Origin of the sequence: Pseudomonas sp. NPDC089554, from assembly GCF_050280645.1 — a bacterium.
GTDB lineage: Bacteria > Pseudomonadota > Gammaproteobacteria > Pseudomonadales > Pseudomonadaceae > Aquipseudomonas.
The window spans coordinates 21332-33042 of sequence record NZ_JBNNVR010000062.1 but is presented as its reverse complement, the minus strand read 5'-3'; the positions used below and the strand labels follow the sequence as shown (position 1 = coordinate 33042).

Genomic DNA, 11711 nt, shown 5'->3' with positions numbered 1-11711 from the left:
GCCTGATCCACCCGCTGGACCACAACTACTACGAGGTCTGCCGCACCAAGCTGGGTTGGGGCAGTCGCCTGGGGGGCGGGGACGACTGATACTCGATCCTGGGCGAAGTTGATGATCACGCAGCCATCGGAGTTGGTGCCGTCACGCTCAGGCTCGCAGACGAAGTTGGCGACGTTGAGGATCTGCCACTGGTCGCGGCCAGCCGGGTTGAACGACTCTGGGTTGATGAACAGGCAACGGCCGAACAGGTTCTGCCAGGCCGTCTGGGTGGTCATCTTCACCGGCAGGTAGTGCTCGGCGGCAGCCCCTACGTGAACGTAGGAAACGAAGTGATCCTGGGCGTTGTTGAACGCCTCGACGCGGTCCCACAGGGCATCGAACTTGTCGGCCGGGAACTTGCGGTTGATCGGGCCCCAGGCGATGGCGGCAGAGGTGCTCGGTTCGTCAACGATGAAACGGTCAGCCGGCGAACGGCCGGTACGGTGACCCGTCTCAACGACCAGTGCGCCAGTATCGGCCAGCACGCCTTCACCGCGGGACAGCGCTTCTTTTACCAGCTCATCGACGCTCAGGTCGGTGTACACGGTGTTGTTGGCTTGCGTCATGAGATACCCCATCCGGCCCGAGGCCGAGTGCTCCAAACGTTTTGTAGTTGCTTGTTTCAAACTACTACAGCGAAAAAAGTGGCCGGATTATGCCAGAAACGCCCAAAAAAAGTAGGCCCCTCCTGTCGTAACCGCGCTTTTGCGCAATTCGACAGGAGATTCTCCTGTAATGAAACGTTTCAGTGACGAGTATCCGATGCCGCGTCCGTGCCGCCGCCTGCAAACAACTGCGCTACATCGGTCGCGTCGAAGAAATAACGCTCGTTGCAGAACTGGCAGTCGATCTCGACCTGGCCATTGCATTCCTCGACCAGCGCCTTGGCATCCTGCTCGCCGAGACTGACCAGCGCATTGCCGGAACGTTCCCGAGAGCAACTGCAACTGAACTTCAGCGGCTGGATGTCGAACAGACGCACGGCGTCCTCGTGGTACAGGCGGTGCAGCAGGGTTTCGTTGTCCAGCGCCCATTCTTCGGGCTTGAGCGTGCCGGCCAGGGCCACCACGTGCTGCCAGCTTTCTTCGCGCTCTTCGTCATCGGGCTGGCGGTCGCGCGGCAGCTGCTGCAAAAGCAGGCCGCGAGCCTTGCCGTCCTTGGCATCGAGCCAGAAACGGGTGTTCAGCTGTTGCGACTGCACGAAGTAGTTGGTGAAACATTCCGACAGGTTGGCCCCGTCGAGGTCCACGGTGCCCTGGTAGCGCTGGCCCTTGATCGGGTCGATGGTCAGGGTCAGGTGACCGCCAGGCATCAACTGCTCCAGTGTTGCGTCATCGCTGATCTGCTCGGCTTCATAGCGCGCCATGCCACGAATCTCGCGGTCGCCCGAGCACTCCACCATCAGCAGCGGGATCGGCCCCTGGGAGCGCGCCTGTAGAATCAGCAGGCCGTCGAACTTGAGTGCGCCAACCAGCAGGGAGGTGGCAGCCATCAACTCGCCGAGCAGCGTGGCCACGGGCTGCGGGTAGGGGTGGCGGTCCAGCACGGCGGTGTAGCTGGCATCGAGCGCCACCCACTCGCCGCGCACATCGCGCTCGTCGAAGATGAAACGTTGGGTGAAATCGGTATCAGGCATATCGCTCATGGCTTCTGGCTATCTGAAAGGTGCTGAAAGTAATGGGAGTAGTAGCGGCCTTGCGAGGCCTGTCCCTGCTGCCCTTTGCCCTACTGTGTTGGCGCTCGTGGCCTTTTGGCCAGATCCTGTGGCCGACTTTCGACGAGCGGCTGCCCCGCAGGACCGGGCCCGGCGCGCTACGCCAACTCGCTTGATCCAATTAGATGGTGGCAAGGGGACGGTTTTCCAAGTGCGCGGCGTATGTGAAATCTGACAACGCGGCTGGCTAGCCTTCAAAACTGCCGTGCAGCTGGTGAATCTGCCGACGCTGCTTCTTGGTCGGCCGACCGTCGGTGGTCACGCCCATGGCGCCAGCCTTGCGCAGCTCGGCGGCCTGCTCGCGACGACGAACGCTATCTTCGGTTTCCTCATACAGCGTTTGCGCCTCCGGTGCTCCTCGGCGTACCACCGACAACGCCTTCACCAGCACCGTGCGCTCGTCGAAGCCGGTGCGCAACACGAACTCGTCGCCCACGCGCGGTTCCTTGCCCGGCTTGCAACGCTCGCCGCGACAATGCACCTTGCCGCTCTCGATCGCGGCCTTGGCCAAGGCACGGGTCTTATAGAAACGCGCCGCCCACAACCATTTGTCCAAACGAACCTTGTCGTCTTCGTCCGACTTGCCTGCCATCCCGGCTCCTCGAATTCTGTCTTTAACGGAACTGTACTACCGTAACTTGCGGATGCAAAAACTCCGCGCCGTGCTTACAGTTCACCACCTCATTCGCAGGGTGTGCTTCGTGAAGACATTTGACCATCTGACAGTGATCGGCCTGCGCGAGTGGATCGCCCTGCCCGACCTTGGCCTGGCGGGGCTGCGGGCGAAGATCGACACCGGCGCCAGCACCTCCAGCCTACACGCCACCGAAATCGAGCCGTTCGAGCGCGACGGCGCGCCCTGGGTGCGCTTCACTGCGCACCTGGGTTCGGTGGTGCAATTGCGCCACCGCCGCTGCGAAGCGCCGATGGTGACCATGAAGACCATCAAGAGCTCCAACGGCCACGCCCAGGTTCGCTACGTGATCCGCACCCCGCTGGCACTGGGCGATCGGGTCTGGGAAGTGGAATTCACCCTGGCTTGTCGCAAAAGCATGCGCTACCGGCTGCTGCTGGGATCCAAGGCGCTTGTCCATGGTCAACTGGTAGTCAACCCGGGCCTCAAGTATGTCCAGGACAAACCGGCCTTCCCGGCCACCCTTTCCCCTGTCACAGGTGCTGCATGAAGATCGCCATCCTGTCGCGTAACCCGCGCCTGTATTCCACCCGCCGCCTGGTCGAGGCCGGCACCGCGCGCGGCCATGAAATGGTAGTGATCGACACCCTGCGCGCCTACATGAACATCGCCAGCCACAAGCCGCAGATCCACTACCGTGGCAAGCCACTGGAAGGCTTCGATGCGGTGATCCCGCGTATCGGTGCCTCGGTCACCTTCTATGGCTGCGCGGTGCTGCGCCAGTTCGAGATGATGGGCGTCTACCCACTCAACGAGTCGGTGGCCATCGCCCGTTCGCGGGACAAACTGCGCTCGCTGCAATTGCTGTCCCGGCGCGGCATCGGCCTGCCAATCACGGGCTTCGCCCACTCCCCTGACGACATCCCCGACCTGATCCGCATGGTCAATGGCGCGCCTTTGGTCATCAAGGTACTCGAAGGCACCCAGGGCATCGGCGTGGTGTTGTGCGAAACCACCAAGGCCGCCGAATCGGTGATCGAGGCGTTCATGGGGCTCAAGCAGAACATCATGGTCCAGGAGTACATCAAGGAAGCCGGCGGCGCGGACATCCGCTGCTTCGTGGTCGGCGACAAGGTGATCGCCTCGATGAAGCGCCAGGCCAAGCCTGGGGAATTTCGCTCCAACCTGCACCGCGGTGGCGTCGCCAGCCTGATCAAGATCACCCCGGAAGAGCGCATGACCGCCATTCGCGCCGCCAAGGTGATGGGTTTGAGCGTGGCGGGGGTGGATATCCTGCGCTCCAACCACGGGCCATTGGTGATGGAGGTGAACTCATCGCCAGGGTTGGAGGGGATCGAGGTCACCACCAGCAAGGACGTGGCGGGGATGATCATCGAGCATCTGGAAAAGAATGGCGGGCCGAACCAGACCCGCACCAAAGGCAAAGGCTGAAAGCAAAACCGCCCCGGCAGGGGCGGTTCACATCAAACGGCGTTGCGTGGCAGCAACAGCCCCAGCGGTAGAACGACCCGCGCCTCGATGCCGCCGCCGGAGCGGTTGCGCAGTTCGACGTTGCCGCCATGCTGCGCCGCGATGCGCTTGACGATCGCCAGCCCCAGGCCAGTGCCCTTGCCGCCACGCGCTCGGTCGCCGCGGATGAACGGGTTGAAGATGGTTTCAAGTTCCGACTCGTCGATACCCGCCCCCCGGTCCAGCACGCTGAGCACCACGTAGGGCGCACTTTGGTCACCCGACACGTAGGCCGCCACCTCGACGCCCTTGCCCGCATGGTGCAAGGCGTTGCCGATCAGGTTGCCGAGCATCCGCTTGAGTGACACGCGGCGCAGGGGGAACGGAGGAATCGGCTCCAGGCACAGGCGCACACGCTCCTCTGGCTGGTTATAGGGCGCCACCACCTCGCGGATCAGGTAGCCCAGGTCGACTTCCTCGACCGGCTCGTCGCGACCATCGCGGATGAACGCCAGGAACTGGTCGAGAATGGCGTCCATGTCCTCGATATCGCGGACCATGTCGTCGGTGAGGTCGTTGTCGTTGGGCATCAGGGACAGTGACAGGCGCAAGCGCGTAAGCGGCGTGCGCAGGTCATGGGAAACCCCTGCCAACATCAGCTCACGCTCACGCCCGGCCTGCTCGACGTCCTCGGCCATCTGGTTGAAGGCGCGGTACACCTCGGTCATCTCGCTCGGTGTGTCACTGACCGGCAAACGTACACTGCGGCCCTGGCCAAGCTGGCGGGCAGCGAACACCAGGCGCTTGAGCGGCTGGTTGAGCTGACGCACGAAGATCCACGCCGAGGCGGTCGACAACAAACCGATGGCCAGGAACCAGCCCAGCACGTTCCAGATTTTCTGCCCACGCAGCGGGTGCGGGTATAACGGCACCTTGAGCCAGCCCGGCCCCAGGCTCGGCGCATTGACCCACAGCGCCGGTGGCGCATGGATGCGCAGCCGCACCTCGGTGTCCTCGCCCAGCTCAGCCTGCATCTGGCGCTGGTAGATCTCACTGTAGGGCCAGTGCTGCTCGCCCTCCGGCACGCCCGCGCCAGTCACGCGAATCAGTCCCGCCGCCTCGGCAATCTTGTCGCGGTTTTCTTCATCGGCGGCCCAATAGGCGCGCAACGTCAGCGCCACGCCGTGGCTGTACTGGCGATCGACCAGCACATCTTCGTTCATCAGCAGGTAAACGAGGGTGAGCGCCTTGGAGAACAAGACGACGATCAGCACCAGCCACAGCGTGCGGGCGAAGAAGCTTTGCGGGAACCAGAGGGGCGTTTTCATTCAGGACAACTATCGCAATGCGGGTGCGAGGCATGCCTCGCCAGTAATGCCAGGTGCCGTAGACGAAAACAGGGCGACCCACCCGGGTCGCCCTGTCGCGCTACGGCGATGGCTCATTTGCCGGCGTTTCCGTCCGGCACGAAGACGTAGCCCACGCCCCACACCGTCTGGATGTAGCGCGGCTTGGACGGGTCGGGCTCGATCATGCGGCGCAGGCGGGAAATCTGCACATCGATGGAGCGCTCCAGCGCGTCCCACTCACGGCCACGGGCCAGGTTCATCAGTTTGTCGCGGGTCAGCGGCTCGCGGGCGTGCATGACCAGTGCCTTGAGCACAGCGAACTCACCGGTGGTGAGCATGTGCACTTCCTCGCCACGCTTGAGCTCGCGGGTGGCCAACGACAGCTCGTAGTCACCGAAGGTGACGGTTTCGTCTTCACTGCCGGGGGCACCCGGTACGCTCGGGGATTGGCGGCGCAGCACGGCCTTGACCCGGGCGACCAGCTCGTCGGGGTTGAACGGCTTGGCCAGGTAGTCGTCGGCGCCGAGCTCCAGGCCCTTGATGCGGCTGAGCTCATCGCCTTTGGCAGTGAGCATGATGATCGGGATCTGGTTGTTCGCCGCGCGCAGGCGGCGGCACGCGGAGAGGCCATCCTCGCCGGGCAGCATCAGGTCGAGCACCACCAGGTTGAAGACTTCGCGGGCCAGCAGGCGGTCCATCTGTTCGACATTGGGCACAGCGCGGGCACGGAAGCCCTTGCTGGTGAAGAAACGCTCCAGCAGGCTGCTCAGCCCCGGGTCGTCGTCAACGATGAGAATCTTGTCGCCTTCAGCAGTTTGTGCGGTGCTGGTCATGAATAACTCCTCTTAGATCGCCGCGCATTATGGCGTAGCCACTGCGCGGCGTGCCGTGTGCATTGTTAGCAGATTTTTCCCCTGGCGCCACTTCCAACCCATTGCGAAGTGGCCCCAAGCCATCACCGCAACCCTGGCCCGATGGGTATAATGCGCGGCTTTCATCCAGCGCCGCCGGGCCCGAACGCCCACCTGCGGCCATGTATTCATTATTTGTCAGGTGGTTCTCATGGACAGCATCAACAGCCGTATCGCCGAGGAACTGGGCGTACGCCCACAGCAGGTCGAGGCGGCCGTAGGCCTGTTGGACGAAGGCTCGACCGTGCCTTTCATCGCCCGCTACCGCAAGGAAGTGACTGGCAGCCTGGACGATACCCAGCTGCGCCACCTGGAAGAGCGCCTGCGCTACCTGCGTGAACTCGACGAGCGCCGCGCCAGCATCCTGGCCAGCATCGAGGAGCAAGGCAAGCTGACCCCGGAGCTGGCCCGCGAGATCAAGCTCGCCGACACCAAGACCCGCCTGGAAGACCTCTACCTGCCCTACAAGCAAAAGCGCCGCACCAAGGGCCAGATCGCCCTGGAGGCGGGCCTGGGCGAGCTCGCCGACGGCCTGTTGAACGACCCGCAACTGGCCCCGGAAGCCGAAGCGGCACGCTTCGTCGATGCCGAAAAGGGCGTGGCCGACGTGAAGGCCGCCCTGGAAGGCGCCAAGTACATCCTCATGGAGCGCTTCGCCGAAGACGCCGCGCTGCTCGACAAGCTGCGCAACTTCCTCAAGCAGGAAGCCGTGCTCAGCGCCCGCGTGGTGGCCGGCAAGGAAGAGGAAGGCGCCAAGTTCCGCGACTATTTCGCCCATGACGAAGTACTGCGCAGCGTGCCGTCGCACCGCGCCCTGGCGATCTTCCGCGGCCGCAACGAAGGCGTGCTGAGCGCAGCGCTGAAGGTCGGTGAAGAACTGCCAGGCACCCTGCACCCGTGCGAAGTGATGATCGCCAGCCACTTCGGCCTGGAAAACCGCAACCGCCCAGCCGACAAGTGGCTGGGCGAGGTGGTGCGCTGGACCTGGAAGGTCAAGCTGTACACCCACCTGGAAACCGACCTGTTCGGCGAGCTGCGCGATGGCGCCGAAGGCGAGGCGATCAACGTCTTCGCCCACAACTTGCACGACCTGCTGCTGGCCGCCCCGGCTGGCCCACGTGCCACGCTGGGCTTCGACCCGGGCCTGCGCACCGGCTGCAAGGTGGCGGTGGTCGACGCCACCGGCAAGCTGCTGGACACCGCCACCGTCTACCCACACGCCCCGCGCAATGACTGGGACCGCACTATCGCCGTGCTCGCTGCCCTGTGCGCCAAGCACGCGGTGGAGCTGGTGGCGATCGGCAACGGCACCGCCAGCCGCGAGAGCGACAAGCTGATCGCCGACCTGGTCAAGCAGTACCCGGCGCTGAAGCTCACCAAGATCATGGTCTCCGAGGCCGGCGCCTCGGTGTACTCGGCCTCGGAACTGGCCGCCCGTGAATTCCCCGACCTGGACGTGTCGATCCGTGGCGCGGTGTCCAACGCCCGTCGCCTGCAAGACCCGCTGGCAGAACTGGTGAAGATCGACCCGAAATCCATCGGCGTCGGCCAGTACCAGCACGACGTTTCCCAGCTGAAGCTGGCCCGTGGCCTGGACGCCGTGGTGGAGGACTGCGTGAACGCCGTCGGCGTCGACGTCAACACCGCCTCGGTGGCCCTGCTCACCCGTATTTCCGGCCTGAACGCCACCCTGGCGCAAAACATCGTTGCCCACCGCGATGCCAACGGCCCGTTCGCCACCCGCGCGGCGTTGAAGAAAGTCAGCCGCCTGGGCGAGAAAACCTTCGAGCAGGCCGCAGGCTTCCTGCGCGTGATGAATGGCGACAACCCACTGGATGCCTCGGCCGTGCACCCGGAAGCCTACCCATTGGTGCAACGCATCGCCGCCGGTACCGACCGTGACATCCGCTCGCTGATCGGCGACAGCGGCTTCCTCAAGCGCCTGGACCCGAAGAAATTCACCGACGAGACCTTCGGCCTGCCGACCGTCACCGACATTCTCCAGGAACTGGACAAACCCGGCCGCGACCCGCGCCCCGAGTTCAAGACCGCCGCCTTCCAGGATGGCGTCGAGGACCTCAAGGACCTGGAGCCCGGCATGATCCTCGAAGGCGTGGTGACCAACGTCACCAATTTCGGTGCCTTCGTCGACATCGGCGTGCACCAGGACGGCCTGGTGCATATCTCGGCGCTGTCGGAGAAGTTCATCAAGGACCCACGCGAAGCGGTCAAGGCCGGCGACGTGGTCAAGGTGAAGGTCATGGAAGTCGATATCCCGCGTAAACGTATCGCTCTGTCGATGCGCATGGGCGATACCCCGGGCGAGAAGGTCGATGGCAACCGCGGCGGCGGTCGTGGCCAGGGCGGCAACCGTTCGTCGCAGGCGCCACGCCCGCGTGAAACCGCCACCGCAGCACCGGCCAACAACGCCATGGCCTCGCTGTTCGCCAACGCCAAGCAGTTGAAGAAGAAGTGATGGACGTTCCCAAAGAGTACGTGCAAAGCGCCTTCAGCCAGTTGTTGGGCTGCCGCCTACAACACCTCGAGGACGGGGTCGCCCAGGTGGCCCTGACACTGGAGCCGCACCTGCGCAACCGCGGCCAGAAGCTGCACGGCGGGGCGATCTTCAGCCTGGTGGACATCGCCATGGGCCTGGCCTGCTCGGCCAGCCATGGCTTCGACCAGCAGAGCGTGACCATCGAATGCAAGATCAACTACATGCGTGCGGTCAGCGACGGCGAAGTACTATGCACGGCGCGCGTGCTGCACGCCGGTCGTCGTACGCTGGTGGTCGACGCCGACGTAGTCCAGGACGACAAGCTGGTGGCCAAGGCCCAGGGAACCTTCGCGGTTCTCTAGCTGCCGGTGGGGCATCTGCGGTATTTTCGCTGGCATTGAGCCATGGGGGCCGTTTGGTGCCCCCGCACATGCCCGTGTGCACGACCGGAACCGCGTAAACCAGGCGACAACGCCAGTTCCTTTTTGCCTACCCTTGTAGACCGTCAACTCTACCCCCATATTGGGGCGACTGACGCGTGAAGGAATCCATCTTGAGCGACCTCCTCAACCGCCGCCTGAGCCTGCTCGGCGCCAATCTCCCCCTGCTCAAGCAGTGCCTGCACGGCATTGAGCGTGAATGCCTGCGCGTGACCCAAGACGGTCGCCTGGCCCAGACCCCGCACCCCGAAGCCCTGGGTTCGGCGCTGACCAACGAGCAGATCACCACCGACTACTCCGAGTCGCTGCTGGAGTTCATCACCCCGGCCCTGACCGACCCGGCGCAGGTGCTGGACAACCTCGAGGACATCCACCGTTTCGTCACCAGCCAGCTGGGCGACGAATACCTGTGGAGCCCTTCGATGCCGTGCGCGCTGCCGGCCGAGGAAGACATCCCGATTGCCGAGTACGGCAGCTCCAACATCGGCAAGCTCAAGCACGTCTACCGCAAGGGCCTGGCCCTGCGCTACGGCCGCACCATGCAGTGCATCGCCGGTATCCACTACAACTTCTCACTGCCCGAGGCCCTGTGGCCGCTGCTGCGCCAGGGCGAAGGCAGCTGGGAAAGCGACCGCGACTACCAGTCGGCCGCGTACATTGCGCTGATCCGCAACTTCCGCCGCTACAGTTGGCTGCTGATGTACCTGTTCGGCGCCTCCCCGGCCCTGGACAAAGGCTTCCTGCGCGGCCAGCCGCACCAGCTCGAGGAGCTGGACAGCGAAACCCTGTACCTGCCCTATGCCACCAGCCTACGCATGAGCGACCTGGGCTACCAGAGCAACGCCCAGGCCGGCCTGACCCCTTGTTACAACAATCTGGTCAGCTACACCGACAGCCTGCGCAGGGCCGTCGGCACGCCGTACCCGCCCTACCAGCAGATCGGCACCCACAAGGATGGCGAGTGGGTACAGTTGAACACCAACATCCTGCAGATCGAGAACGAGTACTACTCGAATATCCGCCCCAAGCGCGTGACCTACACCGGCGAACGGCCGATCCAGGCCCTCACCGCACGCGGCGTGCAGTACGTCGAAGTGCGCTGCCTGGACATCAACCCGTTCCTGCCCACGGGTATCGACCTGACCCAGGCGCGCTTCCTCGATGCCTTCCTGCTGTATTGCGCACTCAACGACAGCCCACTGCTCGACAACACGGCGTGCGGGCACAGCACCGACAACTTCCTGACCGTGGTCAAGGAAGGCCGTCGTCCAGGCCTTGAACTGCATCGTGACGGCCAGCCGGTAACGCTGAAGGAATGGGCCAGCGAGCTGATCGAGCGTATTCGCCCGCTGGCAGAGCTGCTCGACCAGGCCAACGGCGGCCAGGCACACGCCCAGGCGTTGCGTGCCCAGCAGGCCAAGGTCGACGACCCGGAGCTGACCCCTTCGGCCCAGGTGTTGGCGCGCATGACCGAGCACGACGAAAGCTTCGTGCAGTTCGCCCTGCGCCAGAGCCAATTGCACGCCGAGCACTTCCGTGAACAGCCGCTGTCCGCCGAGCGCCAACAAGCCTTCCAGGCCCTGGCACGGGAGTCGCTGGCCGAGCAGGCGCGCCTGGAGCAACAAGAGGTGGGGGACTTCGACCTGTTCGTCGGTGCCTACCAGGCGAGCATCCTGGCGATCAGCAACTGATGAACCGCCCCGCCAGCCCCCGCAAGCCCCGGGCCAGCAGCCAGGCGAGGATCGCCACGATCCTCGCCGCGGCGCGCGAGCTGCTGGCCGAACTAGGGGTGGCGGGGCTGTCGATCTACAGCGTGGCCGAGCGTGCGCAAATTCCACCGTCGTCGGTGTACCACTTCTTCGCCAGCGTGCCCGCGCTGCTCGAAGCGCTCACCGCCGACGTGCACCGGGCGTTTCGCGAGACCCTGAGCGCACCGATCGACAGCCAGGCCCTGGCCACATGGCATGATCTGTCGCGCTTGATCGAGCAACGCATGCTGCACATCTACAACGAAGATGCCGCCGCACGGCAGTTGATTCTTGCCCAGCATGGGCTGAGCGAAGTGGTGCAGGCCGACAGGCAACACGACATGGAGCTGGGGGCGTTGATGCATGCGCTGTTCGACCGCCACTTCCAGTTGCCGACGATGCCCAGCGATGTGGATGTGTTTGCGTTGGCCATGGAACTGAGCGACCGGGTGTATGCCCGGTCGATGCAGTTGTATGAGCAGATCACTCCGCGCATGGCGGAAGAAGGCATGCGGGTGTGCGAGGCGTACCTGGGGTTGTACCTGCCGCCGTTCCTGCCCAAGCGATAAAACACCGGGGCCGCTTTGCGGCCCATTCGCGGGCAAGCCCGCTCCTACAAAGACGGTGGTGAACCTGTAGGAGCGGGCTTGCCCGCGAATGGGCTGCAAAGCAGCCCCAGTACGCCGAAATCACAGCTTGGCGATGGAGACCTCGGTGGATTTCACAAAGGCAATCACCTCGCTACCCACCTGCAACTCCAACTCCTTCACGGAACGGGTGGTAATCACCGAAGTGACGATGCCGGAGGCGGTCTGCACGTCGATTTCCGACAGTACCGGGCCTTCGAGGATTTCCTTCACGGTGCCTTTGAACTGGTTGCGTACGTTGATCGCTTTGATAGTCATGGTT

The 11711-nt window shown here is 64.0% G+C and carries 12 protein-coding genes and 1 pseudogene; 7 read left to right on the top strand and 6 right to left on the bottom strand.

What is annotated here, in order from left to right; all coding sequences use genetic code 11:
* A partial coding sequence (locus ACQKPE_RS17895) for a hypothetical protein (protein ID WP_427667896.1) occupies positions 1–89 on the top strand: 89 nt, incomplete at its 5' end.
* Here the strand turns inward: ACQKPE_RS17895 and ACQKPE_RS17890 are convergent.
* The 3 genes and pseudogenes from ACQKPE_RS17890 to ACQKPE_RS17880 all read right to left on the bottom strand — a co-directional run.
* Positions 84–605 (bottom strand): annotated as a pseudogene (locus ACQKPE_RS17890) (phosphoenolpyruvate carboxykinase (ATP)); the annotation flags it as partial. The gene ACQKPE_RS17895 and the pseudogene ACQKPE_RS17890 overlap by 6 nt on opposite strands.
* Positions 606–784: 179 nt before the next feature.
* Positions 785–1684, bottom strand: a complete 900-nt coding sequence (gene hslO / locus ACQKPE_RS17885; protein ID WP_427667893.1) for an Hsp33 family molecular chaperone HslO — start codon at positions 1682–1684, stop codon at positions 785–787.
* A gap of 256 nt (positions 1685–1940) precedes the next feature.
* A complete protein-coding gene (locus ACQKPE_RS17880) occupies positions 1941–2345 on the bottom strand; it encodes an RNA-binding S4 domain-containing protein (RefSeq protein WP_427667892.1) in 405 nt (134 codons plus the stop codon).
* Between the two features lie 109 nt (positions 2346–2454).
* On the opposite strand from ACQKPE_RS17880, the gene ACQKPE_RS17875 reads away from it, so the two are divergent.
* Both ACQKPE_RS17875 and rimK read left to right on the top strand, forming a co-directional pair.
* Positions 2455–2937: an ATP-dependent zinc protease family protein gene (locus ACQKPE_RS17875; protein ID WP_427667890.1), complete on the top strand. Its 483-nt coding sequence runs from the start codon at positions 2455–2457 to the stop codon at positions 2935–2937.
* Positions 2934–3839, top strand: a complete 906-nt coding sequence (gene rimK / locus ACQKPE_RS17870) for a 30S ribosomal protein S6--L-glutamate ligase (RefSeq protein ID WP_427667888.1) — start codon at positions 2934–2936, stop codon at positions 3837–3839. Before ACQKPE_RS17875 ends, rimK begins: the two co-directional genes overlap by 4 nt.
* A 32-nt stretch (positions 3840–3871) precedes the next feature.
* Here rimK and ACQKPE_RS17865 read toward each other — a convergent pair whose 3' ends face one another.
* On the bottom strand, positions 3872–5185 hold the full coding sequence (locus tag ACQKPE_RS17865) for an ATP-binding protein (RefSeq protein ID WP_427667886.1): 1314 nt from the start codon (positions 5183–5185) through the stop codon (positions 3872–3874).
* Positions 5186–5298: 113 nt separating this feature from the next.
* Positions 5299–6039 (bottom strand): two-component system response regulator OmpR, encoded by a 741-nt coding sequence (gene ompR / locus ACQKPE_RS17860; protein WP_427667885.1) that lies wholly within the window; start codon positions 6037–6039, stop codon positions 5299–5301.
* Between the two features lie 229 nt (positions 6040–6268).
* Between ompR and ACQKPE_RS17855 the strand changes: the two genes are divergently transcribed.
* The 4 genes from ACQKPE_RS17855 to ACQKPE_RS17840 all read left to right on the top strand — a co-directional run bounded on the left by ACQKPE_RS17855 (position 6269) and on the right by ACQKPE_RS17840 (position 11371).
* Positions 6269–8593 (top strand): Tex family protein, encoded by a 2325-nt coding sequence (locus ACQKPE_RS17855; RefSeq protein ID WP_427667884.1) that lies wholly within the window; start codon positions 6269–6271, stop codon positions 8591–8593.
* Entirely contained in the window at positions 8593–8976 is a 384-nt protein-coding gene (locus ACQKPE_RS17850) for a PaaI family thioesterase (protein ID WP_427667882.1), read from the top strand. The genes ACQKPE_RS17855 and ACQKPE_RS17850 overlap by 1 nt, the downstream gene beginning before the upstream one ends.
* A gap of 191 nt (positions 8977–9167) precedes the next feature.
* Complete coding sequence (gene gshA / locus ACQKPE_RS17845) at positions 9168–10745, top strand: glutamate--cysteine ligase (RefSeq protein ID WP_427667880.1); 1578 nt, start codon at positions 9168–9170, stop codon at positions 10743–10745.
* Positions 10745–11371 carry a TetR/AcrR family transcriptional regulator gene (locus ACQKPE_RS17840; protein WP_427667878.1) on the top strand — a complete coding sequence of 209 codons (627 nt, stop codon included), beginning with the start codon at positions 10745–10747 and terminating at the stop codon, positions 11369–11371. Before gshA ends, ACQKPE_RS17840 begins: the two co-directional genes overlap by 1 nt.
* Positions 11372–11491: 120 nt before the next feature.
* On the opposite strand, the gene ACQKPE_RS17835 is transcribed toward ACQKPE_RS17840, so the two are convergent.
* Complete coding sequence (locus tag ACQKPE_RS17835; RefSeq protein ID WP_008095172.1) at positions 11492–11707, bottom strand: TOBE domain-containing protein; 216 nt, start codon at positions 11705–11707, stop codon at positions 11492–11494.
* Positions 11708–11711: the final 4 nt, after the last annotated feature.

Coding starts and splice junctions, on each gene's coding strand:
- hslO (WP_427667893.1), bottom strand. CDS start 1,684: ATGAGCGATATGCCTGATACCGATTTCACCCAACGTTTCATCTTCGAC.
- ACQKPE_RS17880 (WP_427667892.1), bottom strand. CDS start 2,345: ATGGCAGGCAAGTCGGACGAAGACGACAAGGTTCGTTTGGACAAATGG.
- rimK (WP_427667888.1), top strand. CDS start 2,934: ATGAAGATCGCCATCCTGTCGCGTAACCCGCGCCTGTATTCCACCCGC.
- ACQKPE_RS17865 (WP_427667886.1), bottom strand. CDS start 5,185: ATGAAAACGCCCCTCTGGTTCCCGCAAAGCTTCTTCGCCCGCACGCTG.
- ompR (WP_427667885.1), bottom strand. CDS start 6,039: ATGACCAGCACCGCACAAACTGCTGAAGGCGACAAGATTCTCATCGTT.
- ACQKPE_RS17855 (WP_427667884.1), top strand. CDS start 6,269: ATGGACAGCATCAACAGCCGTATCGCCGAGGAACTGGGCGTACGCCCA.
- ACQKPE_RS17850 (WP_427667882.1), top strand. CDS start 8,593: ATGGACGTTCCCAAAGAGTACGTGCAAAGCGCCTTCAGCCAGTTGTTG.
- ACQKPE_RS17840 (WP_427667878.1), top strand. CDS start 10,745: ATGAACCGCCCCGCCAGCCCCCGCAAGCCCCGGGCCAGCAGCCAGGCG.
- ACQKPE_RS17835 (WP_008095172.1), bottom strand. CDS start 11,707: ATGACTATCAAAGCGATCAACGTACGCAACCAGTTCAAAGGCACCGTG.